Here is a 26,641-nt window from a genome sequence, read left to right as displayed (position 1 = left end):
ATCGAACCGGGGCTTCATCGAGATGTGGACGATGGCCGTCAGCTCTTGCTTCGCACGCCCGAACTTGACCCCCTGCTCCATCAAAACTTCTACTGCGGCTCGTAATCCATAAGTGGTTGTGACTCTCTCGTCAGCGTCTTGGCCAGCAATCGCAAGGTACTCGCGGAGGCTGCAGCGGCCTCGGAAAGAACGGCACCGCGCCAGTAGGCCAGCCCCAGGTCCATCGAGGGCACCGCGCTCGACACCACCGTCCGGCGAATGCGCCCGCCGTCGTGCGACCACGGGCGAAACACCAGGTCCGACAGGATGGTCACACCCACGTTCTGTGCAACGAGGCTGCGCACGGCCTCGATCGACTTGGTGCGGAACACGACCTTGGGCTTGAGCTTCATCGCGCCCCAGTAGCGGCCCACGGTGTCCACGTGCTCGTCCATGTCGAGCAGCACGAAAGGCAACTGCGAGATCTCGCGCAGCGACACCGACTTCTGCGCCACCAGCGGATGGTCGAACGACGTCCACAGGCGGCGCTCCGACTTCAGCAGGTTCTCGCGTCGTATATCCGGCGTGCGAGAAAGGTTCGACACCAGCACCACGGCCAGGTCGAACTCGCCGCTGCGCAGGCCATCCTCGATCTCGAGCCGGTTGCGCTCCACGGGCTCGAACTCGACCAGCGGCAGTTGCCTGCGCATCGCACCGATGATCTTCGGCAGCATGTATTCGGACACGGTGTCGGTGATGGCGATCTGCACGCGCCCTTCGACCGAGGACACCGAGTTGCGCGTTTCTTCCACCGCCGCTTCGAGCGTGTGAAGCATGTGCTCCGCATGCCGGAGAAAGCCCTCGCCCTGCACCGTGAGCCGCAACCCGTCGGAGTGCCGCGTAAAGAGCTGCACCTTCAGCGTGGACTCCAGGTTCTTGAGCGAAGTGGTCAACGACGGCTGGCTCACATAGCAGCGCTGGGCCGCACGTGACACCTGCCCCGTGTGCGCGGCAGCCACGAAGTGCTGCAGTTGCTTGATGGTTATCGACATAGATACATCCTATATCGCTCTATTGAAAATAGAGATTATGAATTGTCGACGGTAATTCCTAACATCCCCGCAGCACCCCATGTCAGGCGTGTGACGAGGACGCCCACGGTTCCATCAGCAGCAATAGCAGTAGCAGGAGACACCCATGCCATCGACATCACAGACTTCCGCCGGCCCCGGCACCCACCCTCCTCTACCCCGCGGCGCCCGCGATGCCCAAGACGCCCCGGCCGCCGCCGGGCTGCTCAGTCGCCTGGGCCTGCGCTTCACGGCCTGGGCCGAGCGCTGGTTTCCCGATGCCTTCGTCTTCGCGGCCATCGCCGTGGTGGTGGTCGCGGGCGCCGCGCTGCTGAACGGATCGAGCCCGCAAGCGGTGGCCAAATCGTTCGGCGACGGCTTCTGGAGCCTGATTGTTTTCACGATGCAGATGGCACTGGTAGCCATCGGCGGCTACGTGGTGGCCACCTCGCCACCGGCGGCCCGGCTCATCCGCAAACTGGCAGCACTGCCCGTGTCGGGGCGCCAGGCCATCGCCTACGTGGCGGCGATCAGCATGATTTTGTCGCTCTTCAACTGGGGCATTTCGCTGATCTTCAGCGCGCTGTATGTGCGCGCACTGGCCGGCCGTCTCGACCTGCGCATGGACTACCGTGCCGGCGGGGCGGCGGCCTACCTGGGCATGGGCGCGACGTGGGCGCTGGGGCTCAGCTCGTCGGCGGCGCAACTGCAGGCCAACGCCAGCAGCCTGCCCAAGAGCATTCTCGACATCACGGGCGTGATCCCGTTCAGCCAGACCATCTTCCTGTGGCAGTCGGTCGTCATGGCGCTGGTGTTGATCGTCGTGTCGGTGGCCATCGCGCTGTGGTCGGCGCCCGACGCGAAGCACGCGGTTACGGCGCAGGACCTGGGCGTGGACCTTTCGGAAGCGAAGCCGGCCTCTCCCGAATCCGCCGAGCGCCGCCCCGGCGAGTGGTTCGAGCGCAGCCCGCTGCTCACGCTGCTGCTGTGCGCGCTGGGCTTCGGCTGGCTGGCGCAGGAGTTCATGGCCAAGAGCCCGCTGGTCGCGATCTCGGGCCTCAACACCTACAACCTGCTGTTTCTCATGATCGGGCTGCTGCTGCACTGGCGTCCGCGCAGCTTTCTCGACGCGGTGTCGCGTTCGGTACCGTCGACGGCGGGCGTGATCATCCAGTTCCCGCTGTACGGTGCCATCGCGGCCATGCTGACGGGCGCCAAGGGCGACGCGGGAATCACGTTGTCGGACCGCATCGCGCATCTGTTCGTGAGCATCTCGAACGTCGACAGTTTCGCCGTGGTGATGGGCGCGTATTCCGCCGTGCTGGGCTTCTTCATTCCCTCGGGTGGCGGCAAGTGGATCATCGAGGCGCCCTACGTCATGCAGGCGGCCAACGACCTGAAGGTGCACCTGGGCTGGGCTGTGCAGGTCTACAACGCGGCCGAGGCGCTGCCCAACCTGATCAACCCGTTCTGGATGCTGCCGCTGCTGGGCGTGCTGTCGCTGAAGGCACGCGACATCGTGGGCTTCACCTTCCTGCAACTGCTGGTGCACGCGCCGCTGGTGCTCTTCATGCTCTGGGCGTTCGGGCGCACGCTGGGCTATGTCGCACCGGTGATGCCTTGAGTGCTTTGACTGACTTGAGTCAGGCAGGTCCCGGATGCAAGTGACTACGACAGCAGCGGCCACGCAAATCAAGCAGGGCTACTGCACGCTCTGCCGTTCGCGCTGCGGCACGCTCAACGAGGTGCAGGGCGACATGCTGGTGTCGGTACGGCCCGACGCCTCGCACCCCACCGGCCAGGCGATGTGCATGAAGGGCAAGGCCGCGCCCGAACTTGTGCACAGCCCGCACCGGCTGCGCTACCCGATGCGCCGCACCAGGCCCAAGACCGAAGCGGACCCGGGCTGGGTGCGCATCGGCTGGGACGAGGCGCTGGCCGAGACCGCGCAGCGCCTGGGCGCCATCAAGGCCGAGAGCGGCGCCGAGTCGGTGGTGTTCGCCGTGACCACGCCCAGCGGCACGCCGCTGACGGACAGCATCGACTGGATCGAGCGCTTCGTGCGTCTCTTCGGCAGCCCCAACATCTGCTATGCGACCGAGGTTTGCAACTGGCACAAGGACTTCGCGCACGCCTTCACCTTCGGCTGTGGCATGCCCGCGGCCGACTACGCGCAGGCCGAGCTGATCGTGCTGTGGGGTCACAACCCCGCGAACACCTGGCTGGCGCAGGCCAACGCCATCGGCCGTGGCCGCGCGAACGGGGCGAAGATGGTGGTGATCGATCCGCGCCCCACCGCGCTCGCGCGGCAGGCCGACACCTGGCTGCCCGTGCGGCCCGGCACCGATGCCGCACTGGCGCTGGGGCTGGTCCACCTGCTGATCGCCGACGCGCGCTTCGATGAAGGTTTCGTGCGCGCGTGGACCAATGCCCCGCTGCTGGTGCGCGGCGACAACGGACACTTCCTGCGCGAGCAAGACCTGTGGCCCGAAGCCGAAGGCAACCGCTTCCTGGCGTGGAACGACGCGCTCGCCTGCGCGGTGCCTTACGACACCGAGCAGGCGGCGCAAGCCCAGGACGCAGCCCACTTCCGCCTGCGCGGCGCGGTCGAGATCGACGTGGGCGCACATCGCTTGTCGTGCGCTCCGGCCTTCGAACTGCTGGCCCAGGGCTGCGCGGCCTACACGCCGGCGAATGTCGAGCGCATCACCGGCGTTGCCGAGGCCTCGCTGCGCGCGGTCGCCGACCTCTTTGGCACTTGCCGCCGCGTGGCCTATCACGCCTGGACCGGCATCGGCCAGCACACCAACGCGACGCAAGCCGAGCGCGCGGTCGCCACGTTGTATGCGCTGTGCGGCAGCTTCGATCGCATCGGTGGGAATCGCGTTCGCGTCGGCCCGCGCGTCAACGCCGTCAACTCGCTCTCGCTGCTGCCCGACGCGCAGCGCGCCAAGGCGCTCGGCCTGGCGGAGCGCCCTATCGGCCCGCCCGCGCACGGCTGGGTGACGGCGCGCGACACTTACCGCGCAATTGTCGAAGGCGAGCCTTACAAGGTGCGCGCGATTATGGCCTTCGGCACCAACCTGCCCGTGTCGCAGGCCGACACCGCGCTCGCGCACCAGGCGCTGTCGCAGCTCGAATTCCACGTGCACTGCGACTTGTTCGAGACACCCGCCGCCAGGTACGCCGACATCCTGCTGCCGGTCAATACGCCGTGGGAGCGCGAAGGCCTGCGCATCGGCTTCGAGATCGATGACCGCGCGGCCGGCTGGGTGCAGTTGCGCCAGCGCATGGTGGCGCCACGCGACGAATCGCGCGCCGACAACGATGTGCTGTTCGATCTGGCCGTTCGCCTGGGCATGGGCGACGGCTTCTTCGGCGGCCGCCTCGACGCTGGCTGGAACCACATGCTCGAGCCGCTCGGCCTCACGGTCGACCAACTGCGCGCCCGGCCCGAAGGCATTGCCTGCGCCATCGATGCGAGCGAGCAGAAATACGCCCGCGCCACACCCACCGGCGTGCGCGGCTTCGACACCCCGACGCGCCGCGTCGAGCTTTATTCCGAAACCCTGCTGCGCCACGGCCAGCCGCCGGTCGCCACCTTCGTCGAACCAGCCGACACGCCGCGCGATGCCAAGGCCACGCGCCAGGGCCGCTTTCCCTATGTGCTGAGTTCGGCCAAGAACGGCTTCTATTGCCACAGCCAGCACCGCAGCCTGCCCTCTCTGCGCAAGCGCGCGCCCGATCCGGTGGCCGAATTGAGCCCCGCGCTGGCGGCCGCCAAAGGCATCGTGGACGGCGACTGGATGCGCATCCGCACGCGCGTGGGCGAGGCCCGCTTCGTCGCACGCGTCACGCCCCAGCTGGCGGACGACGTCATCGTGGCCGAGTTCGGCTGGTGGCAGGGCTGCCCCCAGCTCGACCGCGACGGCCCGCCGGTCGAAGGCGCGCTGGGCAGCAACTTCAACGCGCTCATCTCCGCCGACCGTTGCGACCCGGTGAGCGGCTCGGTGCCGCATCGCTCCTTTCTCTGCGACATCGAACGCGACCCGGCGACGGAGTTGCGGCAGCGCAAGTGGCCCGGCTACCGCCCCTTCCGCATCAGCGAGCTGCGGCCCGAGGCCGATGGCGTGCTGGGCATCCACTTCGAGCCGGTCGATGGCGGCGAACTGCCCGATTACCGCCCCGGCCAGCACGTCGAGATGCAATTGCATCTGGACGACGGCACGCAGGTCACGCGCGCCTACTCGCTCACGGGCGCGGCCGAGGTGCCGGGCCGACGCAGCTACAGCGTGGCCGTGCGCCACCAGCGTGGCCGCTCGGCCGACGGCACGCCGCACGAGGGGCGCGTGTCGAGCCATCTGCACCGCGCGTTGAAGGTCGGCGACACCCTCGCGCTGCGGGCGCCGTCCGGCGGCTTCGTGCTGCCGCGCCGCTCGCCGCAACCGCTGGTCTTCTTCGCGGGCGGCATCGGCATCACGCCCTTCATCAGCCTGCTCGAATCGCTGCCCGACGGCGCGCAGGGGCCGGCCATCTGGCTCTACTACGCCAACCAGAACGGCACGACCCACGCTTTTCGCGAGCGCATCGCGCAACACCGCGCGCGCCTGCCGCCGTTGCGGGTTATCGACCACTACAACGCACCCCAGCCGCAGGAGCGCCAAGGCATCGACTACCAGTCGGACCGCTACATCGACGCGAGCGTGGTGGACGATGCGCTCATCGCACAGCGCGCCCGCTTCTACATGTGCGGACCGCCCGCCATGATGGACGCCGTGACCGCCGGACTGGTGGCGCGGGGCGTTCCGCGCTTCGACATCTTCAGCGAGGTATTCCGCTCGCCCACCACGCCGCCCACCGACGGCGACCAGCGCTTCACCGTCAGCTTCGCGCGCTCGGGCCACGCCCCCGCGACGTGGACGCCCAAACAAGGCACGCTGCTCACCTTCGGCGAATCGCTCGGCCTGCAGATGGCCAGTGGCTGCCGCGTGGGCCAATGCGAGAGCTGCGCCGTGCGCCTGTTGAGCGGCAAGGTGCGCCATCTGCATGGCAGCGAACCGGAAGACCCAGCCGTGTGCCTGGCCTGCCAGGCCATCCCGCTTGAAGACGTGGTGCTCGAGGCATGACTGCCGGCACCTTCAATTACCTGATCCCATCCGCGACCCCATGAAAATCATCGATACCGAAAGCACCCGCCGTGCCCTGCCCTTCGACCGCCTGATCCCGGCTCTTCGGGACATGTTCATCGCCGGCTGCGAGGTCCCTTTGCGGCACACGCATTCGCTCCAGGCCGAGACGGACGCCCTGCCCCGCACCGTGCTCGTCATGCCGGCGTGGCAGCACGACCGCTACATGGGCATCAAGACGGTGACCATCTTCCCGGAGAACGCGCAGCGCGGCCTGCCCGGACTGTTCTCGACCTATGTGCTGTACGACGCACGCACGGGCGAGCCGCTGGCGCAGATCGACGGCAACGAGATCACGTCGCGCCGCACCGCTGCCGCGTCGGCCCTGGCCGCGTCTTATTTGGCGCCCACCGATGCGCGCAGTCTGCTGGTCGTCGGCTGCGGGCGCGTCGGCAGCCTGGTTCCCGAGGCCTGCCGTGCCGTGCGTCCCATCGAACGCGTGGTGCTGTGGGACCGCGACGAATCTGCGGCAAAGGCACTCGCCGCGCGGCTGTGCGTGCAGGACATCGAGGCATCCGTTGCGCCGGACCTCGCCAAGGCGGTAAGCGATGCCGACATCGTGAGCTGTGCCACGCTCGCCACACAGCCGGTGGTGCTGGGCGCGTGGCTTCGGCCGCGCAGCCACCTCGACCTGATCGGCAGTTTCACGCCGCAGATGCGCGAAGCCGACGATGCCTGCTTTGCTGGCGCACGCCTGTTTGTCGATACGCAGGAAGCCTTGCAGAAGAGCGGCGAACTGCTCGGGCCCATGTCGCGCGGCGTGTTCACCGCCAAAGATGTGGCGGGCGATCTCGCCGATCTGGCCGCGGGCAGGATTCGGGGACGCGCCTCGAATGACGGGCGGACCGTTTTCAAGGCTGTGGGTACCGCGCTGGAGGACCTGGCCGCTGCAGTGCTGGTCTACGAAGCTTTGGCTCCGAACTGAGGCCACCGGGGCCGGCCGCCAGAACAGCACGATATCTGGTGGCGGCCTCGTCAGGCGCTCTCCGGCTTTTTTCCAGCCGCTGGATGGTTCGCCAACGGCACGAAACGATTCGTCGCCATGTCCAGCGCGTCGATCGAGCCGCTTTCAATGTCGTAGACCCAGCCGTGCAGCGTGAGCGCACCCTGGGCCAGTGCCAGGGCAACCGACGGGTGCGTTCGCAGGTTGTTCAATTGGGCGAGTACGTTTTCGCGCACCATGCCATCCACGCGCGAGCGTTCGTCCGCGTGCGGTTTCGCTTCATTGATCATGCGCGCGGCGTCGGCGTAGCGCAGCCAGGACTTCACGGCAGGCATCGAGTCCATGCAGGCACAGGTTGCAATCGCCTTCATGGCGCCGCAATCGGAGTGCCCGCAGATGACAATATCGCTGACCTTCAATGCCGATACGGCGAACTCGACGGTTGCCGAGACGCCACCCGGTTCGGGACCGAAGGAAGGAACGATATTGCCCGCGTTGCGCATGACAAAAAGATCCCCCGGCTCTCGCTGGGTAACGAGCTCGGGCACCATGCGGCTGTCCGAACACGAGATGAACAACGCCTTCGGGGTCTGGCTCTTTGCCAGCTCCCTGAAGAGCTCCTTGCGAGTGGGGAACACTTCCGTCTGGAAGCGAAGAAAGCCGGCAATGATGTCTTGCATGGCGGCAGTCTAATCGGCCCGAAATTTTCCAAGGATCTGTCGGGCTATCCGGCGCCCGCGCCAATGGCAACAGGCCTCGTCTCGAAGGCATGAGCGCCGGCCGACCCATCAACCCGATTCCGGGCGGCGGCTGGCAACGGCCTTGAAGCCGCCCTCCAGGAACGTGCACAGGTTCTCGTACAGCGTCGAGAGCTCCTTGGACTTGAACTTTCCTTGCGACAGGGTCTCGATCCGGCCCGGCCTCGCGCACGCCGACACCATCGCGCCCACTGCAAAGAAGAAGGCCTGGTGCAGGGCCTCGCTGGGCACCTTGGGCAGGCTGCGCTGCAGCTCGCCCAGGTACTCGCGCGCCACTGCGTTGAAGTGCCGGTCGGTCAGTTCCGCCCACTCCGCACTGGCAGCCGCGCTCCCGACAAGCTGGGTGTAGTTGCGCCAACCCGCGTCGTTGCGGGAAGCCCGCGCCATGAGCGCTCCGACATAGCCCTCCATGAGCGTGCGCACCGGCAACGGCGCTCCCTTGCTGCGCGTGCGCGCCTGCGCCAGAAATGCCAGCCGCTCGGCATTCAGCACCTCCGCGCGCCGGCCAAGAACCCTGTCCATCAGGTCGAGCTTGGCGCCGAAGTGGTAGCCGATCAGCGCGAACTGATAGTCCGCATCGGTGGCGATGTCGCGAATCGACGTGCCATGAAATCCGTGCCGCGCAAAAAGCTTTTCCGCACTGTCCAGGATGCGCTCCCTGGTTTGCTCGCTGTCGGGCCGGGGCTGCGGTGTGCGCTTTTTAGGCGCGCTCGTTCGTGGCGTCTTTGCAGTGGTGGCGGTGGTGGTCATGAATACCGGCTCGGGGTGGCAAGGCGAAATAAGTTTATCCATTCGTTCAACCAATCGTCGCGACTGCCCTGCCCCATTCGGCCAACGGCGGTATCCGCGCAACTACCAACCCAATAAATTCCGGCCCCCATGTTCAAGCGGATCTTTCGAAGATATTATACATACGTATAGTCAATTAAGTGAGCGTGCGGCGCCAGGCTGCGCCTCGCAAACTCCTGGAGTCAAGATGGCAACCAACCCTCTGCGCGGCTGGAAGGTCGACCCGTCGTTGGTGACGCCCGTCGGCGTCGACCTGAAGCGCCCCGAGTGCGTCCTGGCTGAATCGGGCGGCGATTTGTGGGTGGCCGACGCCCGCGGCGGGGTCATGCATATCCGGCCAGACGGATCGCAGCGGCTGATCACCCAGCAAACCGACTCGCACTTCGACAGCACGAGCGACCTGCATGGCCGCTTCACTTCAGGAACCTTGCCGAATGGCCTGGCTTTCGACGCGGACGGCAACCTGCTGATCGCCAACTTCGGTACCGACCGGCTGGAGCTGATGCAGCGCGACGATGGCCGGTCCCGGGTGCTGCTCGACACGATCGACGGCCGGCCCATCGGAAAGGCGAACTTCGTTCTGCGCGACGCCCGGAATCGGCTGTGGATCACGGTGTCCACGCGCATCAATCCCTGGACCGAAGCATTGAAGCCGGGCATCGACGACGGCTACGTCATTCTTCTGGACGAGCGCGGCGCCCGCGTTGTCGCCGACGGATTCGCGTTCACCAACGAGGTCCGGCTGGATGCAAAGGAAGAGTGGCTCTATGTCGTAGAGACAACCGCCAAGCGGGTCTCCCGCCTGCGAGTCGCGGCCGACGGCTCGTTGTCCGGGCGTGAAGTGTTCGGCCCTTCATCTCTCGGAGCTGGCTCGCCGGACGGCATGGCGTTCGATGCCTTCGGCAACCTGTGGGTCACGATGATCATGTCCGACCGGCTGCTCGCCATCACGCCCGAGGGCGAAATGCTGGAGCTGCTCGATGACGGAAATGCCGAAGCCACTGCCGCTCTCGAAACCCATTTCGCGGCCGGAACGCTCACGATGGATGTGATGGCGAAGGCGCACGGCACGCTCGCGCCATGGATGGCCAGCATCACCTTCGGCGGCCCCGATCTGCGAACCGTCTACCTCGGCAGCCTGATGGGCACCACGCTCGCCAGCTTCCGCTCCCCTGTGGCCGGCATGCCGCTGGCCCATTGGCGTTGAGCACTCTGCCGCTCGAAACCCCGGCAGGTCACCCAGCCACGCCCCTCTTTCCCATCACCCTCAAAGGAGCAATCTCATGTCTTACGAATGGCCGATCGATCCGCAGGAACTCTTCCATGAACGCTATCCCCAGATGACCCGTGGGCTCGATCCCGCCGACGTCGATGCCGTGCGTGCATCGATCAAGCGCATGTGGGTCGATGAGCCGGGCGGGTGGGTGTTCGAATGGTCGCAGCTCGCCAAACGGTACGCAGGCGAAGGCCGGCACGACCTTGCAACGGCCACCTATGGCTGGGCAAAATTTCCCACGCTCGCGAACGACGCCAGCCGGCGCGCGTTGCAGCACCAGCTCGCGCAGTACGAACTCTGGTCCCGCGAGTTCCCCCTCGATCACGAACGTCGCGTGCTGCAACTGCCTATCGGTAGCTCAACGACTCCCGTGGCCGTCAACATCTTTTCGCCCAAAGGCGCCGCGCCCGACACGCCGGTTCTGCTGGCCAGTGGCGGCGTGGACTCCTGGAAGATGGACCTTCCGCAGATATTCCTCGCCTTCGCACAGCACGCAGGCCTGCGCGTCATCGCCTTCGACATTCCCGGCACGGGCGAATCGCAGATTCCCATGTCCGCGGCGAGCGTGCAGATCGTGAGCGGGCTGGTGGCCGAGGCAAAGTCCCTTGGGGCCCGCAAGGTCGGCCACCTCGGTATTTCGATGGGCGGCTATTTCTCGGCCCGCTCGGGCCTCGCCGGCGAAGTGGATGCGGCCATCGTGCTCGGCGGCCCCGTCGAGGCGGCGTTTGCCCCCAAGGGCGTCGCGAGCTTCGGCATGACGGACATCGTCGGCAACGCACTGGGCTTCAACCAGCGCCCGCAGCTGGAAGACGTGACGCGCGCGCTTTCCGATTTCTCGTTGCGCCCGCTGCTCGATCTTCAGGCGAACGCGCCCATGCTGGTGGTCAATGGCGCGGACGACGTCCATGTCCCCCAACACGACACGCTGGTCTTCGAAGGCCGCAAGGACACGGTGGTCGAGTTGCTCGCCAACACAGGCCACTGTGCCGTTACGCGACTCGACGAGGTCATACCGAAAATGATCGGTTGGGTGGCCCAGCGCCTTCGGTAGAAAAACCGGACGCGAGGGCCTGGGCCGGTCAGGCCCATCACCCCTTTTCGTAGTACGCCAGGTTCGCCCGGCGCAGCTCGAACTTCTGGATCTTGCCTGTCGGCGTCATGGGAAGTGCCGGCACGAAAACGATGTCCTTGGGCACTTCGAAACCGCCGAGCTGCCCTTGGCAATGGGCGATCACATCGTCCGGCGTTGCCGCCGTCCCGGGCCTGAGCACGATGAAAGCAGTGATCGCTTCGCCCCAGCGATCATGCGGCAGCCCGACCACGGCCACGTTGAACACCGCCGGGTGGCGCAGCAGCACTTCCTCGACCTTGATGGACGGCACGTTCTCGCCGCCCGACTTGATCATGTCCTTCAGGCGGTCCATGAAGAGCAACTGCCCGTCCTGGTCGAACATGCCCAGGTCGCCTGAGTGGTGCCATCCGTGCCGCCACGCGGCCGCCGTTGCTTCCGGGTCCTTGTAGTAGCCGAGCATCACGCTCGGACCGCGGAACACGATCTCGCCGACCTCGCCGCGTTCCAGCAACCGGCCGTCGTCGCCCATGACCGCGACTTCGTTGGCTGTGGTGGCGACGCCCCAGTACGCGCCGAAGCGCTTGCGCTGCTCGTGGGCCTCGAAGACCGTGGCGGGCGCAATGACCTCGGTCTGCCCGCCGGGCTGCATGAGGTTCGGACAGAACTCGTCGAGCATCTTGAGCACCAGCGCCTTCGACATCGGTGCCATGGCATAGATGCACAGGCGCAGGCTGCTCAGGTCGCGCCTGGGCTTGTCGGGGTGCGAAAGCATTGCCGCATACATCATCGGTAGCGCGGCGATCACCGTCACTTTGTGGCGCTCGATCGCTTCGAGCATGGCGCCCGGATCGAAGCCGCGCTGCACCAGCATCGTGCCGCCGACGGCCAGCAGAGTCATCATGACCGTGTACTGCCCGATGTGGAACAGAGGCAGCATGCCGCTCCAGACATCGCCGGTGGTACTGCTGTGCCAGGCGATCGCGCTCGAGGTCAACGCGGCATACACCGAGGCATGCGAGTGCATCACGCCCTTCTGCTTGCCGGTCGTGCCGCTGGTGTACATGATCAGCGCCAGTTGGTCGCTGTCGATTTCGACCTCGGGCAATGTGACCGGCCCGCTGGCAATCAACTGGTTCACGGTCAATGCAGCCGAGGCCGGAACTTTGTCCGCGGGGCATACGAGGATGGGAACGATGCCCCTGGACTCGACCAGTTCGCGCAGCTCCGGCCTGGCGTAGAAAGCTGCGTCGATCACCAGGGAGCGGACTTCCGCGTGGTCGAGGATGTAGCCGATGGCCTCCGGCGCCAGCGCGGTGTTGATTGGCACCCAGACCCGCCCCGCCTTGTGGATGCCCAATATGGCGCTGATCATCTCGATGGAGTTGCTGCACAGCATGCCGACAGGGCCGCCCTCCCCTGCGCCCTGCCCCAACAGGTAGTGGGCGAACCGGTTGGCTGCCTCGTCGAGCTCCCGGTACGACGCGCGCGTGTCCCCGTCGATCAGTGCGGTGCGTTCGCCGAAGCGACGCGCCGAGCGGTGCATTACGTCCCCGAGTGCAATCCGCCGAATACGTTTTTGCAGCGCGTCGAGTGAAATTTCCATGGCTTGTCTCCTTTTGCACGAAGGCTACTTTGGCCGGTGCGCGACGTCTTGCGTCGAGTCGTCAAGCTACTTCGCGCCACTCCCGCTTCTGGCGAATGCGCTACGCCTTTGCAGCGGACGCGGTTGCCTCGTCCCCCGCCGATTCCAGCGCGGGCTTGACGCTTTCCATGGCCCCGCCGCCGTCGCACGGAATCAATGCGCCGGAGATGTAGCCGGCAAACGGCGACGCCAGGAACAAGGCCAGGTTGGCGACGTCGTCGAGGCTGCCGAAGCGCTTGAGCGGCACGGCGTTGCGCGCCCTCTCGCGCTCCGATGGTGCCGGCGCCATCAACTTGCGAAAGCCCTCGGTGCCATCGATAGGGCCGGGAGAGATCGAGTTGATGCGAATGCCCTCTCCGCCCCACTCCAGCGCCAGCACCCGCGTGAGCTGATCGACGCCGGCCTTTGCAGCGCAGGCATGCGCCTGGTAGCGCATGGGAATGAACGACTGCGGCGCGGTGATGTTGATGACCGACGCACCCGGTTTCTTCAGGTGCGCGTGGGCCTGGCGCAGCACGTGGAAACTCCCGACCAGGTCGATGTCGACCACCACCTTGAATCCGTTGGACGACATGTCCTTGGCTTCGCAGAGAAAATTGCCCGCCGCCCCCGACACCAGCGTGTCGATGAGGCCGAAGCGATCGACGGACGCCTGCAGCGCGCGCCCCACGGCATCGAAGTCGCGCACGTCCGCGCTCACGCCGTGCACCTTGCCGCCGTAGCTGCGCAGCTCGGTGGTCGCGGCCTCGACGTTCTCGGGCTTGCGGCTCACCACCGTCAGGCTGGCGCCCTGCCGTGCAAAGGCATGCGCGATGCCGAAATTGATGCCCGTGGTGCCGCCGAAAACGACCACGTGCTGTCCGCTGAAATCAAAATTCACTTGCATTGAATGTCTCCTGTGCCGCGCCAACTAAGCCACGCGGCCATGCACATCGATCTTGCGGCCGACCGCGAAGATCGACTTCGGCGTCAGTCCGTAGACCTGCCGTACCGAATGGCTGAAATGGGTCGAGTCCGGATAGCCCACGTCGAGCGCGATCTGCGCAAGGTTCGCGTCCTGCGTCACGTAGTAGAGAACGCTGCGCGCCCGTTGCCAGGTGCGAAAGCTGCGAAACGACGTGCCGGTCTCGGTCTTGAAAAGATGCAGGAAGCGCGACACCGAAAGGTGCGAGACCTCGGCGCAATCCTGTGCCGAGGTGTGGCTGTTCGGGTCGTCCTTGATCTTCGCCAGCACCGCGCGGATGCGCCGGTCGATGGCACGCGGCGCCAGCGCCTGGCCGAAAAAGCACTGGTCGAAATCGGCCGTGTGCAGCGTCTGCCGGGCCGTTCCGCCCTGAAAACGTTCGAGCGCGCCGCGCAGCGCGCTCGCCGTTTCAGGCGCCGGCACCGCGCCCCGTCCGTTGGCAATGAACGCGGGCAACTGGTCGAGCGCCACGCTGTCGGCCTCGATCAAGATGTCGCAGATCATGCGGTCGCCCGACACGAGGGAATGCGAAACATATGGCGGCACCACCGAGAGTTCCGCCTCCTGCCACGGCCCGCCCTCGATGGAAATGCGGTGCGTCTTGCTCAGCGACACGTAGATGGAATACGCGCCCAGCTCCCGAACCATCGGCTCGCCGACCAGGCCGACATACACCACGCGGTCGACGTTCAGCCACATCATCGAATCCGGCCGTGCCGGCCCCGTCGCCTGCGCGGCAACCGGGGGGCTTTCCGCGGGTTCTGGGTGATGGGGCATGAGCGTCTCCTTGCTTGGCTTGACCGATGGCGCCCCACCGCGGCCTGCCAGGCTGGCATGCCCCGTGGGTCGTCTCCACCGATTCTCGCGGCGGTGGATGGCGGTCGTCCATAGCATTTCCGATAGCTCGCTCAGGCTGCCCGGCGCCCTCAGCGCCCCGTCCATACCGGCTTGCGCTTCTCGTTGAATGACGCCAGCCCTTCCCTGGCGTCTTCCGTCATGGCCATGAGGGCGATCTGGCTCTCGGTGTAGGCAATGCTTTCGTCGAAAGACATCGCGTCCATGGCCCGCATGGCGTACTTGCCACGGCGAATGGCGGTCGGCGACTTGCCGGCCAGCCGGTCGATGAGCCACTGGGTCTTGGCGTCCAGCTCGGCGGCCGGCACCACGTAGTTCAGCAATCCGTTTTTCCTGGCTTCCTCGGCGTCGAAGGGCTCGCCCGTGATGCACCATTCGCGCACCTTGCGGCGCGGCGCAACGCCGTTGAGCACGCTCAGCACCTGCATCGGAAAGAGTCCGATCTTCACCTCGGGCAGGCCGAACTGCACGTGGTCCGCCGCGATGGCCATGTCGGTCATGCACAGCAGGCCGAAACCGCCGGCCATGCACACGCCGTTGACCCGCGCGATGCTGGGCAGGGTGGCGTTCTGCGCATCGCGCAGCAGGTCGGCATATTCCACGTTGGGCCTGGAGTGGTCGAAGCTGAACGCCGCACCCGGCTGCAGATCGCCACCGGCGCAGAACGCCTTGTCGCCCGCGGCGGTCAGCACGATCACGCGCACTTCCGGGTCGGCGTGGGCCTGCCGATAGCCCTCGCGGATGCCTGCGACCACATCCTTGCTGATGGCGTTGCGCTTGTCGGGGCGGTTGATGGTGATCCAGAACGCGCGGTCGCGCTTTTCAAGAAGAACCACCGGCGCGGTGCCGGCGGCGATCGTCGTGTCTCTCATGGTTTTTCCTGGGGAGTGGTTGTTGTTTCGGTGACTTCGATCTCGGCCACCACGCGGCTCGCGGCCACCTGCTCGCCCACCGCCACGTGCAGCGCGGCGAGCTTGCCGGCCACGGAAGCCACGTGGACGTGCTCCATCTTCATGGCCTCGAGCGTGACGATGGGCTGCCCGACCTGCACCGTGTCGCCGACGGCGGCGAGCACCGCGACCACGCGCCCGTTCATGGAGGCGCGCAGCTTGCCGTCGCCGCCCGCCTCGCCCTGGCGGGCCGATGCGGCGCGCGTCTTGTCTTCGATGCGCAGTGCCCGGCCGCGGTAGTGCAGCAGCAGGAGCGGGCCATCGCGATAAAAGGCTGCGTTCTCCGACACGCCGTTGCACACGAAGCGCACCGAGGCTTCGTCGACCTGGGCGATCTCGATGGCGAAGTCCTGCGCGTCGCCAAGGCTGACCTGAAAGCGATGCTGCGTTCCCAGCACCACACTGGCGTTCCAGGTGCGGCCGCCCAGATCGAAGCGTTGCGAGATCGGCAGGTTGTGCGTCATCGTGCGCCCCGCGCGGCGCGGGCGCGACGAACCGGCGGTGGCATAGAGCAGCACGGCCGCCAGCGCCGCGGCGCGCGACTGCGCTTCCGGGTCCTGCTGCAGCAACGCATCCTGGTGCTGCCCGATGAATGCCGTGGTCGCACCACCGGCCGCAAAGACCGGGTGCGCAAGGCAACTGCGCAGGAAGGCCTGGTTGGTCGTCACGCCGAGTGCGACCGCATCTTCCAGCCCCGCCATCAGCTTGCGGCGTGCTTCGTCGCGCGTGCGGCCGTGGCTGATGATCTTGGCGATCATCGAGTCGTAGAACGGCGGAATCTCGGCGCCTGAGCGCAATGCATCCTCGACGCGCAATTGCGCCGGCATCTTCCAGAGCGCGACCGTGCCGCTCTGCGGCATGAAGCCCTTGTCGGCATCCTCGGCGCACAGCCGCACCTCGATGGCGTGGCCCGAAAAGCGCACCTGCTCCTGCGTGAGCGGCAATGCTTCTCCCGCGGCAACGCGCAACTGCAGCTCGACCAGGTCGAGCCCGGTAACGGCCTCCGTCACCGGGTGCTCGACCTGCAGGCGCGTGTTCATCTCCATGAAGTAGAAGTTGCCCTCGCGGTCGAGCAAAAATTCGAGCGTGCCGGCGCCTTCGTAGCGGATCGCCTTCACGGCCGCAACGGCCGTGGCGCCCATGCGCTCGCGCAGCGCCGCATCGACGGCCGGCGACGGCGCCTCTTCAATCAGCTTCTGGTGCCGGCGCTGCACCGAGCAATCGCGCTCGCCCAGGTGGATGGCGTTGCCGTAGCGGTCCGCGAAGATCTGGATCTCGATGTGACGCGGCTCCACGATGGCGCGCTCCAAGATCACCTCCGGGTCGCCGAAGGCGCTCTGCGCTTCGGAGCGCGCGCTGCGCAGCAGCTCGGGAAACTCCTTGGCCGAGGGCACCAGCCGCATGCCGCGGCCGCCGCCGCCGGCCGTGGCCTTGATCATCACCGGAAAGCCGATGCGCGCAGCCTCCGACGCCAGGCGCTGCTCGCCCTGGTCTTCGCCCTGGTAGCCGGGAATGCACGGCACGCCGGCAGCCTGCATCAGCGTCTTGGCGCCGGCCTTGTTGCCCATCGACACGATGGCTTCGGCCGAGGGGCCGATGAACACAAGCCCGGCGTCCTTGCAGGCCTGCGCAAAATCTTCGTTCTCGGCCAGGAAGCCGTAGCCCGGATGCACGGCGTCGGCGCCGCTCAGGCGCGCCGCCTCGATGATGGCCGGGATGCGCAGGTACGACTGCGCCGGCAGCGGCTCGCCGATGCAGACCGACTGGTCGGCCTCCAGCACATGGCGCGCGCCGGCGTCGGCGGTGGAATACACCGCCACGGTGCGGTAGCCGAGTGCACGCGCGCTGCGGATCACGCGCAGCGCAATCTCGCCGCGGTTCGCGATGAGGATCTTCTGGAAAGGCGTCGGGGTAGAGGTGGAATCGGTCATGAAAGCGTGGTCCGAAAAAGAGACGACAGGAGCGGCTGCTCAGGCCGACTTGGGAAAGGTGCCCATGAACTTGCTGAGGATCTGCAACATGACCTCGTCGGCACCGCCGCCGATGGAGGTCAGCCGGCCGTCGCGGAAGATGCGCGTGATGTGACTCTCGTCCATGAAGCCCATGCCGCCCCAGAACTGGAGGCAGCCGTCGGCCACTTCGCGCATGACGCGGCCGGCCTTGAGCTTGGCCACGGTGGCGGTGCGCGTGGCGTCCCGGCCCGCGACCATTTCTTCCACCGCCTGCCAGCAGATCGCCTTGAGGCACGACACCTCAGTCTGCAGTTCGGCCAGCTTGTAGTGCACCCATTGGTTGTCGAGGATGGAGCGGCCGAAGGCCTTGCGCTCGCGCGTGTAGTCGATGGTGATGTCGATCGCGCGCTGGGCCATGCCGGCGTTGTTGAGCGCGCCCCACAGCCGCTCGACCTGGAACTGCTCCATCTGGTACATGAAGCCCATGCCCTCCTCGCCAATGCGGTAACGCTGCGGCACGCGCACCTCGTCGAAGTGCAGTTGCGCGGTGTCCGAGGCGTGCATGCCCAGCTTCTTCAGCTTGCGTGCAACAGACACGCCCGGCGTCTTCATCGGGACGACGATCAGCGACTTGTTGCGATGCGCCGCACCGTCGGAGGTATTGGCCAGCACGCAGCAGAAATCGGCCTGCGTTCCGCTGGTCGTCCACATCTTTCCGCCGTTGATGACGTAGTCGCCACCGTCCTTGCGGGCCGTGGTCTTGATCGACGCCACGTCCGATCCGCTGCCGACTTCGGACACGCCCAGGCAGGCCACGTACTCGCCCGCGATGGCCGGCGTGAGGAATTCGTCGCGCAGCTCCTTGCTGCCGCGATGCGCCAATGCCGGTGTCGCCATGTCGGTCTGCAGGCCGATGGCCAGCGGCACGCCGCCGCAATTGACTTCCGCGAGGGTCTCGGCCATCAGGGCCGAATACGAATGGTCGAGGCCCGCACCGCCGTTTTCCACCGGCATGGTCAGGCCCAGCAGCCCGAGTTCGCCCATGCGGCGAAACACCTGGTGGGCCGGGAAGATCTCTGCCTTTTCCCATTCGTCCACGTGCGGATTGATTTCCTGCGCGATGAATCGCTTGAGCGTGTCGCGCAGTGCTTCGTGTTCGGGTGTCAGTTGCATGGTGTCTTTCTTCTTTTTCTCAGGGCCGTGCCACCGAGAACTGCATCGGATGCGGCTTGCGCAGCTCGGCATCGCGGCAGATCGACAGCACCTTGGCCAGCACCGTGCGGGTGTCGCGCGGGTCGATCACGCCGTCGTCGAGCAGCCGCGCGCTGGTATGAAAAACGCTCATCTGGCCGTCGAAGCGCTCGATGATCCGGCGCTCCATGTCGTCGAGCCTGGCCTGGTCCACCTCGCCTTTGCGCTTCATGGCCGCCTCGGTGACGATGGACATCGTCTTGGCCGCCTGCTCGCCGCCCATCACGGCCGTCTTGGCGTTGGGCCACGAAAAGCAGAAGCGCGGATGAAAGCCCCGGCCGCACATGCCGTAGTTGCCGGCGCCGAACGACGCGCCGCAAAAGAGCGTGATCTGCGGCACGGTGGCGTTGGTCACCGCCTGGATCATCTTGGAGCCGTGCTTGATGATGCCGGCCTCCTCCACGTCCTTGCCCACCATGAAGCCCGTGATGTTGTTGAGGTAGAGGATGGGCGTCTGCGACTGGCAGCAGGCCTGGATGAAGTGCGTGGCCTTGGAAGCGCCGGCCACGTCGATCGGCCCGTTGTTGGTCACCACGCCGAGCGGCAATCCTTCGACCTTGATGTGGCCGACCACCGTGGCGCTGCCGTAGTTCTCGCCGAACTCCAGGAACTCGGAATCGTCCGCGATGCGCGCGATCACCTGCCGCATGTCCACCGGGCGCTTGTGGTCCATCGGCATGATGCCCAGCAGTTCTTCCGCATCGTGGCGCGGCGGCTTGAAGCGCCGCGCCGGCTCGGGCGGCACATCGCGATGCCAGTCGATGTTGGCGACGATCTCGCGTGCGATGCGAATGGCGTCGCGGTCGTCTTCGGCCAGGTAGTCGCCCAGGCCAGAGATGTGGGTGTGCATCACCGCGCCGCCCAGCTCTTCTTCGGTCGCGACCTCGCCGGTGGCGGCCTTGAGCAGCGGCGGCCCCGCCAGGAAAGCCCGCGAGCGGCCCCGCACCATCACGATGTAGTCCGACAGACCCGTCTGGTAGGCACCGCCCGCCGTCGAAGAACCGTGTGTCACGGTGATCACCGGCAGGCCCGCGGCCGACATGCGCGCGATGTTGCGAAACAGGTTGCCGCCGACCACGAATTCCTCGACCCGGTAGGTCATGAGGTTGGCGCCAGCGCACTCGACCAGCTGGATATAGGGCAGCTTGTTCTCGAGCGCGATTTCCTGCATGCGCAACTGCTTGTCGATGCCCATCGGCTGCAGCGCGCCGGCATCGATGCCGGAGTCGGAGGCGTTGATCATCACGCGCACGCCCGAGACCCAGCCGATGCCGCCGATCACGCCGCCGCCCGGCACGCTTTTCTCGAGGTCGGGGTTGTCCAGGCCAAGGCCCGCCAGTGAGCCGATTTCAAGAAACGGCGTGCCCGGATCGAGCAGCAATGACAAGCGCTCGCGCGGCAGCAACTGGCCGCGCTTCTCGAAGCGCTCGCGTGATTTAGCCGATGTCATGACGGCGCGTTGCTGGTAGCCACGGACACGCTCGATGAGCGCCAGCATGCCGTCGCGGTTGGACTGGAAGTTCTCGCTGCCAGTAGAAATACTCGATTCGATGGTTGCCATTTGCTGCTGCCTTGGATGTATGGAAAGCAGCTTAGGCAAAGCGGTGCGCAACGTCTTGCGCGCAGTCGCTGCGATGCGGGGTCAGGCCCGCAAACGCAAACGGAACTTGGACAGCAGCGCCCTCGGCTGATAAGACAGCTTGCTGCGGCGGAACCCCGCGATGCCCAAGTCCTGCTCGAAATTGAGCCATGCCACAGGCCGCGCAAATTCGCGGCAGAAATGCTGGAACATGAAGGGATAGAGGCCGGCGTGGCTGTCGAGTCCCTTGGCGAAACGCATCACGAAAACGCCCGGCTGCAGTTCCTGCGCCAGCACGAACCCCATCGGCTGCCCTTCGGCGAAATACACGAAGCCTTCGAGCCCGAAGCGCGCATGCAACGCGATGGCCTCCAAACAGGCGGCTTCGTCGGCTTCGCCCGGGTTCTTTTCTTTCTGCGCCATCCAGCCGCGCAACACCTGCCGGGCCGCCTCCGCGAGTTCGTCGCTGAATGGCTCGGCATGTGGAACATGCGCCGCGTGAAACTGCCGCAGGAGATTGCGCTTCTTGGCCAGCGCGCGTCCGGGGTAGTCGACGAAATCGGAAGCGGCGAATAAATAGTCCGCGTCGTCGCGCGAATCGGAGATCTCGAACAGGCCGGTCGGAAGCCCATCGGCATGGCGCGCCGCCACCGGATAGACATGCCCGTGCCCTTGCAGCAGTTCGGCCCACACATCGCGGGGCGCCGCGGCAGGCTCGAACAGCGGCATCAGGTGCCGGCTGCCGTCGTAAGCAAGACCCGAAATGCAAGGCCACTCTCCCGGAAGAAAGCGGTAGCTGTGAACCTCGCGGAACAGATAGAGATTGGAGAACGAATGGTCCGAGAGGCAATGCGCACCGCTGCCCTCGCGAAGACGTGCCAGCGCGGCGTCGATCGGCGCCTGCAGGTCGAGCGTCAGCGGCAGCCCGGTCAAGGTACGTACACCACCTTGCGCACGCCCGGCGCCGGGCCGTCCGCCGGAGGGCCGGCAAAGCACTGCGCCATCGACAGCCATTGCCGCGCCGCGCCGTCGCTGTAGCGCAGTGCCGTGTCGGCCACATGGCGCCGCTGCGTGACGACAAGGCAGAAGTCTGTTGCCGATCCGCGCACGAACTCCTCGGCACTCACGTCGCCCCAGGTCCACGTGCCGCCATCGGGCGCCTCGAGCTCGACGCGCGGTGCAGGGCCTGGCACCGGCAGCTTGCGATTGACGAAGGTCCAGCCGAAGGTGTTCACGCCGATGTGGGCGATGTGCTTCAGCCGCGCGGTAGCGGGCCGTTCGCGCCGCATCAGGTCCCACACGTCCTGGCCGTGCGCCCAGACTTCCATCACCCGGGCGGAAGCGAACGACAGCGCGCTCATGCTGGGCCCGTACCAGGGCAGGCGCGCCTTGGGGTCCAGAGGCTGCAGTGCGTCCACGAGCCGCATGGCGATCGGCTCCCACCGGGCCAGCAGCGCCGCACCATCGAGGTGGCCGTATTTTTCGCGCGCGATGGCGCTGATTTCCTTGCCCGCCGCAATCCGGGCCATCAAGCCCGCGGCATCGCGGGCAAAGGCGTCGGTGTCGGTGGCCGACAGCAGCGCGGTTTCGTCGAAGAAGCAGGTGTGCGCGATTTCGTCCCAGGCCGTCCATCCGTAGAAGGCGGTGGTCTCGTTCCACTGCGCGGGGCTCAGGGTGCGCGCCAGGTCGGCCAGCCCCTTGTATTCGGCACGCAGGTCGTCGGTTGTCTCTCTCATCGCATCGGTCCTTTTTTCAGGCGTGGCGGTCGGCACACGCCATGATTGACGCGAGGCTACCGAACGAAGGCCGGCAGGTCTTGCGCCGAAGCGCTGCGCAACACAGCGCTTCGGCGCAAGCGTTTTGCAGGCGCGCTGGATAAGCTGACTTTTCGATCAGACCCCCCAGGAAAACACGCATGACCCGCCCCTCTTCATCCGAACAAAAAGTCGTCCGCATCGGAGGCGCTTCAGGCTTCTGGGGCGACAGCATGGTGGCCGCGCCGCAGCTCGTGAAACACGGCCGGCTCGACTACCTGGTGTTCGACTTCCTGGCCGAGACCACCATGGCCATCCTGGCCGCCGCGCGTGCCAGGAAACCCGAAATGGGCTATGCCACCGACTTCGTCGACATCTCGATGAAGCCGGTGCTCAAGGAGATCAAGCGGCAAGGCATCAAGGTGATCAGCAATGCCGGCGGCATCAACCCCCAGGGGTGTGCCGATGCGTTGCGCGCGCTGGCCGAGGCCGAAGGCATTTCGCTGCGCGTCGCGGTGGTGGAAGGCGACGACCTCAGCGCGAAGATGCCGGCGCTGCGCGGGCTCGGCGCCAAGGACATGTTCACCGGAGAGGCGCTGCCCGAAAAAGTGCTGAGCGCGAATGCCTACCTGGGCGCCGTGCCGATTGCCGCCGCGCTGGCGGCCGGCGCCGACGTGGTGATCACCGGCCGGTGCGTCGACAGCGCCGTCACGCTCGGCCCCTTGATGCACGAGTTCGGCTGGCGCAGCGACGACTTCGACCTGCTGGCTTCCGGCAGCCTGGCCGGCCACATCATCGAATGCGGTTGCCAGGCGACGGGCGGCCTGCACACCGATTGGGAAGACATTCCCGACTGGGCCCACATGGGCTTCCCCATCGTCGAGTGCCATGCCGACGGCAGCTTCGTCGTCACCAAGCCCGAGGGCACCGGCGGCAAGGTGATACGCGCGGCCATCGCCGAGCAGATGCTCTACGAGATCGGCGACCCGGCTGCCTACATGCTGCCCGACGTGACCTGCGATTTCCGCGACGTGGTGATCGAGCAGCAAGGCGCGGACCGTGTGCGGGTGAGCCCCGCCAAGGGGCGTGCGCCGATGCCCGGCTACAAGGTGTCGGCCACGCAGTTCGACGGCTACCGCTGCGCCGGCAGTCTGGTGATCGTGGGCTTCGACGCCGAAAAGAAGGCGCTGCGCACCGGCGAAACCATCCTCGAACGGGCCGGCAACATCCTGCGCGAGAGCGGGCAACCGCCCTTCACTTCGACTTTCGTCGAGGTCATCGGAGCCGAAACACTGTACGGCCCACATGCGCGCACGCGTCATGTGCGCGAGGTCATGCTGCGCGTGGTCGCCAACCATCCACAGAAGGCGGCGCTCGAAATGTTCTCGCGCGAGATCGCGCCTTTGGCCACATCCGGTGCGCCTGGCACCACCAGCCCGGGGGGCGGCCGGCCCACGGTGTCGCCGTTGGTCAAGCCCTTTGCATTCACTCTGGACAAGGGGGCCGTCGCGGTGGCGTACGTGCTCGATGGGGAGCGCCATGCCGTTGCCATTCCGCCAGGCACCGGCACCGCCGACGTACCACCCACGGCCGCGCCCGACGCCTGGCATGACGCGGACGAAGCCCAGGAAGAAGTGCGGCTGATCGCCCTCGCCTACGCGCGCAGCGGAGACAAGGGCGATATTTCCAACATCGGCCTCGTGGCCCGCCGCCCCGAGTGGCTGCCATTGCTGTGGGACCAGGTCACGCCCGATGCGGTGCGCGGCTACTTCGCACACCTGATGCACGGCAGGGTCGAGCGTTTCCATCTGCCCGGCACGGCCTCCATGAACCTGCTGCTGCACGAAGCGCTGGACGGCGGCGGCCCGTCGTCGATGCGCATGGACCCGCTGGGCAAGGGCATGGGACAGATGCTGCTGGACATGAGCATCAAGGTTCCGCGGTCCATCGCCGCGAGCCTCGATCGCAGGCACTGAAGAACCCATCCGCTCACACAGCAGTGCACCGCGCCGGTCGATGCGATGCACCGGCAGACCCGTTCGATCCACGTCAAAAAAAGGAGACGCACATGAAACGAAGATTCCCCGTCGCTCTTGCCCTAATGGTTCTGGGCACCGGACCTGCATTCGCCCAGAACGCCAGCCAGGGCATCGGCAAGGGCGAGATCAAGCTCGGAACCATCGTCGATCTTTCCGGCCCGGCCGCGAGCTATGGCAAGGCATTGCGCAACGGCTTGCAATTGCGCTTCGACGAGCTCAACGAACAGGGCGGCATCCAGGGCCGCAAGGTCAAGCTGGTGGTGGAAGACTCGGGCTACGACCCCAAGAAGTCGGTGCTGGCCGCGCAGAAGCTGATCAACCAGGACAAGGTCTTCCTCTTGACCAGCGTTCTCGGCACGGCACCGAGCTTGGCGGCGATGCCGTTGCAACTGGAGAAGAACGTCATCAGCTTCCTGCCGGTGAGCGCGGCGCGCGAAATGTACGAGCCCGTCAATCGCCTGAAGTTCGCGTTCTTCGCGACCAACTACGACCAGATGCGTACCGCGGCGCCGCGGTTGGTCAAGGAGCAGGGACTGAAGAAGCCCTGCGTGATCTACCAGGACGACGACTTCGGCCAGGAGGTGCTGCGCGGCAGCGAGGCCGGCTTGAAGCTCGTGAACATGGAGCTGGTGGAGAAGACTTCGTACAAGCGCGGGGCAACCGATTTCTCGTCGCAGGTCGCCAGGATGAAGGCGGCGGGCTGCGACCTGGTGATGATGGGCACCGTCATCCGCGAGACAGTGGGCACCATCGCCGAAGCGCGCAAGACCGGTTTCAACCCCGTCTTCGTCACCTCGTCGGCCGCCTACAGCGACCTGATCCACAAGCTGGGCGGCAAGAACATGGACGGCCTGTACGCGATCATGACGGCGCAGCACCCCTACCTGGACGACGCATCGCCGCAGGTGCGCGCCTGGGCCAACAAGTACAAGGACCGCTTCGGCGATGAGCCCAACACCTTCGCGGTGTACGGCTACTACGGCGCGGATGCCTTTGCACGCGCGGCCCTGAAGGCGGGGCCCGACCTTGGCACCGACAGCTTCATCAAGGCGATGGACAGCATCGTGATCCCGCGCGACATCTTCGGCGCACCCGAGGCCAGCTTCACCGCCACCAAGCGGCTGGGCAGCCCCTATTCGCGGCTCTCGCAGATCCAGGACGGCAAGTGGAAGGTGGTGTCCGACTACGTGGGCTTCAATGGCTTGAAGGGGGTCACGCAGAAGGACGGCAGCGTGAAGGTGGTGTCGGAGTTTTTCCCCGAATGACTGCATGAGAACCCACAGGAGACAAACGACATGACTCATCCACTCGCACGCGGCGCGGACCTTGCAGCGACCCTGAGGGCCTGCTGGCTCCGGCTGACGTGGGCTCTTGCAGCGCTGGTGCTTCTCGGCATCTGGTCGCCACCCACGATGGCGGGGCCGTTGGACGACCCGCGCAACGATGCCTTCTACACGCCGCCCGCCCAACTGCCGCCGGGACCGCATGGAACCCTGATTCGCTCACGCCCCTTCGTGCCCGTCGGCTTGCTCGTGTCGGGCTGGCAGATCATGTACAAGTCCACCGATGCCAGCGGCAATGCCGTGGCCGTGACCGGCACCGTGCTGGTCCCCTGGACACCCTGGTTCGGCGGCAACCGTCCGCTCATCGCCTGGGCACCCGGCACACAGGGGATGGCGGACAACTGCGCGCCCTCGCACCAGTACGCGATCGGCACCGAGTACGAGGTGCTCCTGGGTGCCCCTGCGTTGACACTGGCGCGCGGCTGGGCCATCGCGATGACCGACTACCAGGGCATGGGCACGCCGGGTGACCAGCCTTACCTGGTGGGAAGATCCGAAGGACAGGCCGTACTCGATGCCGCGCTGGCGGCACAGCAACTGCCCGCGGCCAACCTCTCGGCCAATGCGCCAGTGGGAATCATGGGCTACTCGCAGGGCGGGCATGCCTCGGCCTGGGCCGCCGAACTGCAGCCCAGCTACGCGCCGACCCTGAAGGTCAAGGGCGTGGCGGCCGGCGCCGGGCCGGCCCGCATCGACGGAACCTTTTACAGCCAGAACAACGGCAGCCTCTTCGGCGGCGCGATGATCTACATGCTGATGGGCATGAACGCGGCCTACCCGGAGCTCGACCTGCCATCCATCCTGACCTCGTATGGGCAGCATCTCGTGGCGGATGCGCGCGACAAGAAGTGCTTCATCGAGATGGTGGCCAGCTACCCCGGCACGAGCGATGCCGTGCTCGTCAACCCGCCGGGTATCCTGGACCGCCCGGACTGGAAGGCGCGCCTGGCGCAGAACCGCACCGGGTCGGTGGCGCCCGCCGTGCCCGCGCTCGTGTATGCGGGGCTGCTCGATGAGGTGGTGCCCTACCCCGTCACCAAGCAACTGTTTACCGACTGGTGCGCTGCCGGCGCCAAGGTGAGCTTCCGCACCATCGGCATCACGGAACATATCTCCGGCATGGCCCTGGGCTGGCCGCTCGCGTTGGGGTGGATGTCGGACCGGTTTGCCGGAGAGAACGCACCGTCCGACTGCCCCTGAATTACAGCCGCGCTGAAGTGCTTGCCGGACCTTTCTGCA

At 66.3% G+C, this 26,641-nt stretch carries 20 protein-coding genes; 8 read left to right on the top strand and 12 right to left on the bottom strand.

What is annotated here, in order from left to right; all coding sequences use genetic code 11:
* Nucleotides 1–89: 89 nt before the first annotated feature.
* The gene (locus DBV14_RS05710) at nucleotides 90–1,031 is read right to left on the bottom strand and encodes a LysR family transcriptional regulator (RefSeq protein ID WP_124458221.1); all 942 of its coding nucleotides are present in this window, start codon (nucleotides 1,029–1,031) and stop codon (nucleotides 90–92) included.
* A 145-nt stretch (nucleotides 1,032–1,176) separates the two neighbouring features.
* On the opposite strand from DBV14_RS05710, the gene DBV14_RS05705 reads away from it, so the two are divergent.
* The 3 genes from DBV14_RS05705 to DBV14_RS05695 are packed head-to-tail and all read left to right on the top strand — an operon-like array spanning nucleotide 1,177 to nucleotide 7,160.
* A complete protein-coding gene (locus tag DBV14_RS05705; RefSeq protein ID WP_260396828.1) occupies nucleotides 1,177–2,673 on the top strand; it encodes a short-chain fatty acid transporter in 1,497 nt (498 codons plus the stop codon).
* A gap of 34 nt (nucleotides 2,674–2,707) precedes the next feature.
* Entirely contained in the window at nucleotides 2,708–6,175 is a 3,468-nt protein-coding gene (locus DBV14_RS05700) for a molybdopterin-dependent oxidoreductase (protein ID WP_124458220.1), read from the top strand.
* A 40-nt stretch (nucleotides 6,176–6,215) separates the two neighbouring features.
* Nucleotides 6,216–7,160 carry an ornithine cyclodeaminase family protein gene (locus DBV14_RS05695; protein ID WP_124458219.1) on the top strand — a complete coding sequence of 315 codons (945 nt, stop codon included), beginning with the start codon at nucleotides 6,216–6,218 and terminating at the stop codon, nucleotides 7,158–7,160.
* Between the two features lie 50 nt (nucleotides 7,161–7,210).
* Here DBV14_RS05695 and DBV14_RS05690 read toward each other — a convergent pair whose 3' ends face one another.
* The gene (locus DBV14_RS05690) at nucleotides 7,211–7,858 is read right to left on the bottom strand and encodes a carbonic anhydrase (protein ID WP_124458218.1); all 648 of its coding nucleotides are present in this window, start codon (nucleotides 7,856–7,858) and stop codon (nucleotides 7,211–7,213) included.
* Between the two features lie 108 nt (nucleotides 7,859–7,966).
* Nucleotides 7,967–8,686: a TetR/AcrR family transcriptional regulator gene (locus DBV14_RS05685; protein ID WP_185545933.1), complete on the bottom strand. Its 720-nt coding sequence runs from the start codon at nucleotides 8,684–8,686 to the stop codon at nucleotides 7,967–7,969.
* 226 nt (nucleotides 8,687–8,912) lie between these two features.
* On the opposite strand from DBV14_RS05685, the gene DBV14_RS05680 reads away from it, so the two are divergent.
* Both DBV14_RS05680 and DBV14_RS05675 read left to right on the top strand, forming a co-directional pair.
* Nucleotides 8,913–9,932 carry an SMP-30/gluconolactonase/LRE family protein gene (locus DBV14_RS05680; protein ID WP_124458216.1) on the top strand — a complete coding sequence of 340 codons (1,020 nt, stop codon included), beginning with the start codon at nucleotides 8,913–8,915 and terminating at the stop codon, nucleotides 9,930–9,932.
* Between the two features lie 76 nt (nucleotides 9,933–10,008).
* Nucleotides 10,009–11,052 carry an alpha/beta hydrolase gene (locus DBV14_RS05675; protein ID WP_124458215.1) on the top strand — a complete coding sequence of 348 codons (1,044 nt, stop codon included), beginning with the start codon at nucleotides 10,009–10,011 and terminating at the stop codon, nucleotides 11,050–11,052.
* Nucleotides 11,053–11,089: 37 nt separating this feature from the next.
* Here DBV14_RS05675 and DBV14_RS05670 read toward each other — a convergent pair whose 3' ends face one another.
* The 9 genes from DBV14_RS05670 to DBV14_RS05630 form a co-directional block, all read right to left on the bottom strand.
* Nucleotides 11,090–12,676, bottom strand: coding sequence for a class I adenylate-forming enzyme family protein (locus tag DBV14_RS05670; protein ID WP_124458214.1), 1,587 nt, complete (start codon nucleotides 12,674–12,676; stop codon nucleotides 11,090–11,092).
* A gap of 100 nt (nucleotides 12,677–12,776) precedes the next feature.
* Complete coding sequence (locus tag DBV14_RS05665) at nucleotides 12,777–13,601, bottom strand: SDR family oxidoreductase (protein ID WP_124458213.1); 825 nt, start codon at nucleotides 13,599–13,601, stop codon at nucleotides 12,777–12,779.
* A gap of 24 nt (nucleotides 13,602–13,625) precedes the next feature.
* Nucleotides 13,626–14,456, bottom strand: a complete 831-nt coding sequence (locus DBV14_RS05660) for an AraC family transcriptional regulator (protein WP_260396827.1) — start codon at nucleotides 14,454–14,456, stop codon at nucleotides 13,626–13,628.
* Between the two features lie 149 nt (nucleotides 14,457–14,605).
* Nucleotides 14,606–15,406, bottom strand: a complete 801-nt coding sequence (locus DBV14_RS05655; protein ID WP_124458212.1) for an enoyl-CoA hydratase/isomerase family protein — start codon at nucleotides 15,404–15,406, stop codon at nucleotides 14,606–14,608.
* A complete protein-coding gene (locus DBV14_RS05650; RefSeq protein ID WP_124458211.1) occupies nucleotides 15,403–17,415 on the bottom strand; it encodes an acetyl-CoA carboxylase biotin carboxylase subunit in 2,013 nt (670 codons plus the stop codon). Before DBV14_RS05650 ends, DBV14_RS05655 begins: the two co-directional genes overlap by 4 nt.
* Before the next feature lie 39 nt (nucleotides 17,416–17,454).
* A complete protein-coding gene (locus DBV14_RS05645; protein WP_124458210.1) occupies nucleotides 17,455–18,609 on the bottom strand; it encodes an acyl-CoA dehydrogenase family protein in 1,155 nt (384 codons plus the stop codon).
* 19 nt (nucleotides 18,610–18,628) lie between these two features.
* Nucleotides 18,629–20,248 carry an acyl-CoA carboxylase subunit beta gene (locus tag DBV14_RS05640; RefSeq protein ID WP_124458209.1) on the bottom strand — a complete coding sequence of 540 codons (1,620 nt, stop codon included), beginning with the start codon at nucleotides 20,246–20,248 and terminating at the stop codon, nucleotides 18,629–18,631.
* 81 nt (nucleotides 20,249–20,329) lie between these two features.
* On the bottom strand, nucleotides 20,330–21,199 hold the full coding sequence (locus tag DBV14_RS05635; protein ID WP_185545932.1) for a phosphatidylglycerol lysyltransferase domain-containing protein: 870 nt from the start codon (nucleotides 21,197–21,199) through the stop codon (nucleotides 20,330–20,332).
* On the bottom strand, nucleotides 21,196–22,002 hold the full coding sequence (locus DBV14_RS05630) for a TIGR03084 family metal-binding protein (RefSeq protein ID WP_124458207.1): 807 nt from the start codon (nucleotides 22,000–22,002) through the stop codon (nucleotides 21,196–21,198). Before DBV14_RS05630 ends, DBV14_RS05635 begins: the two co-directional genes overlap by 4 nt.
* Nucleotides 22,003–22,181: 179 nt before the next feature.
* On the opposite strand from DBV14_RS05630, the gene DBV14_RS05625 reads away from it, so the two are divergent.
* The 3 genes from DBV14_RS05625 (at nucleotide 22,182) to DBV14_RS05615 (ending at nucleotide 26,602) form a co-directional block, all read left to right on the top strand.
* Entirely contained in the window at nucleotides 22,182–23,996 is a 1,815-nt protein-coding gene (locus DBV14_RS05625; RefSeq protein ID WP_124458206.1) for an acyclic terpene utilization AtuA family protein, read from the top strand.
* Nucleotides 23,997–24,088: 92 nt separating this feature from the next.
* The gene (locus DBV14_RS05620; protein WP_124458205.1) at nucleotides 24,089–25,324 is read left to right on the top strand and encodes an ABC transporter substrate-binding protein; all 1,236 of its coding nucleotides are present in this window, start codon (nucleotides 24,089–24,091) and stop codon (nucleotides 25,322–25,324) included.
* Nucleotides 25,325–25,354: 30 nt separating this feature from the next.
* Entirely contained in the window at nucleotides 25,355–26,602 is a 1,248-nt protein-coding gene (locus DBV14_RS05615) for a lipase family protein (RefSeq protein ID WP_124458204.1), read from the top strand.
* Nucleotides 26,603–26,641: the final 39 nt, after the last annotated feature.

It is taken from the genome of Variovorax sp. KBW07 (assembly GCF_003852515.1).
Taxonomy (GTDB): domain Bacteria; phylum Pseudomonadota; class Gammaproteobacteria; order Burkholderiales; family Burkholderiaceae_C; genus Variovorax.
The sequence above is the reverse complement of the archived record's forward strand: the minus strand, read 5'-3'. Positions and strand labels throughout refer to the sequence as shown.

Bases quoted from the DNA above. Each gene is read 5' to 3' on its own strand.
- DBV14_RS05645 (WP_124458210.1), bottom strand. From the start codon at position 18,609: ATGCAACTGACACCCGAACACGAAGCACTGCGCGACACGCTCAAGCGA.
- DBV14_RS05640 (WP_124458209.1), bottom strand. From the start codon at position 20,248: ATGGCAACCATCGAATCGAGTATTTCTACTGGCAGCGAGAACTTCCAG.
- DBV14_RS05680 (WP_124458216.1), top strand. From the start codon at position 8,913: ATGGCAACCAACCCTCTGCGCGGCTGGAAGGTCGACCCGTCGTTGGTG.
- DBV14_RS05655 (WP_124458212.1), bottom strand. From the start codon at position 15,406: ATGAGAGACACGACGATCGCCGCCGGCACCGCGCCGGTGGTTCTTCTT.
- DBV14_RS05700 (WP_124458220.1), top strand. From the start codon at position 2,708: ATGCAAGTGACTACGACAGCAGCGGCCACGCAAATCAAGCAGGGCTAC.
- DBV14_RS05685 (WP_185545933.1), bottom strand. From the start codon at position 8,686: ATGACCACCACCGCCACCACTGCAAAGACGCCACGAACGAGCGCGCCT.
- DBV14_RS05690 (WP_124458218.1), bottom strand. From the start codon at position 7,858: ATGCAAGACATCATTGCCGGCTTTCTTCGCTTCCAGACGGAAGTGTTC.
- DBV14_RS05620 (WP_124458205.1), top strand. From the start codon at position 24,089: ATGAAACGAAGATTCCCCGTCGCTCTTGCCCTAATGGTTCTGGGCACC.
- DBV14_RS05705 (WP_260396828.1), top strand. From the start codon at position 1,177: ATGCCATCGACATCACAGACTTCCGCCGGCCCCGGCACCCACCCTCCT.
- DBV14_RS05665 (WP_124458213.1), bottom strand. From the start codon at position 13,601: ATGCAAGTGAATTTTGATTTCAGCGGACAGCACGTGGTCGTTTTCGGC.
- DBV14_RS05660 (WP_260396827.1), bottom strand. From the start codon at position 14,456: ATGCCCCATCACCCAGAACCCGCGGAAAGCCCCCCGGTTGCCGCGCAG.
- DBV14_RS05615 (WP_124458204.1), top strand. From the start codon at position 25,355: ATGACTCATCCACTCGCACGCGGCGCGGACCTTGCAGCGACCCTGAGG.
- DBV14_RS05630 (WP_124458207.1), bottom strand. From the start codon at position 22,002: ATGAGAGAGACAACCGACGACCTGCGTGCCGAATACAAGGGGCTGGCC.
- DBV14_RS05695 (WP_124458219.1), top strand. From the start codon at position 6,216: ATGAAAATCATCGATACCGAAAGCACCCGCCGTGCCCTGCCCTTCGAC.
- DBV14_RS05675 (WP_124458215.1), top strand. From the start codon at position 10,009: ATGTCTTACGAATGGCCGATCGATCCGCAGGAACTCTTCCATGAACGC.
- DBV14_RS05670 (WP_124458214.1), bottom strand. From the start codon at position 12,676: ATGGAAATTTCACTCGACGCGCTGCAAAAACGTATTCGGCGGATTGCA.
- DBV14_RS05650 (WP_124458211.1), bottom strand. From the start codon at position 17,415: ATGACCGATTCCACCTCTACCCCGACGCCTTTCCAGAAGATCCTCATC.
- DBV14_RS05710 (WP_124458221.1), bottom strand. From the start codon at position 1,031: ATGTCGATAACCATCAAGCAACTGCAGCACTTCGTGGCTGCCGCGCAC.
- DBV14_RS05625 (WP_124458206.1), top strand. From the start codon at position 22,182: ATGACCCGCCCCTCTTCATCCGAACAAAAAGTCGTCCGCATCGGAGGC.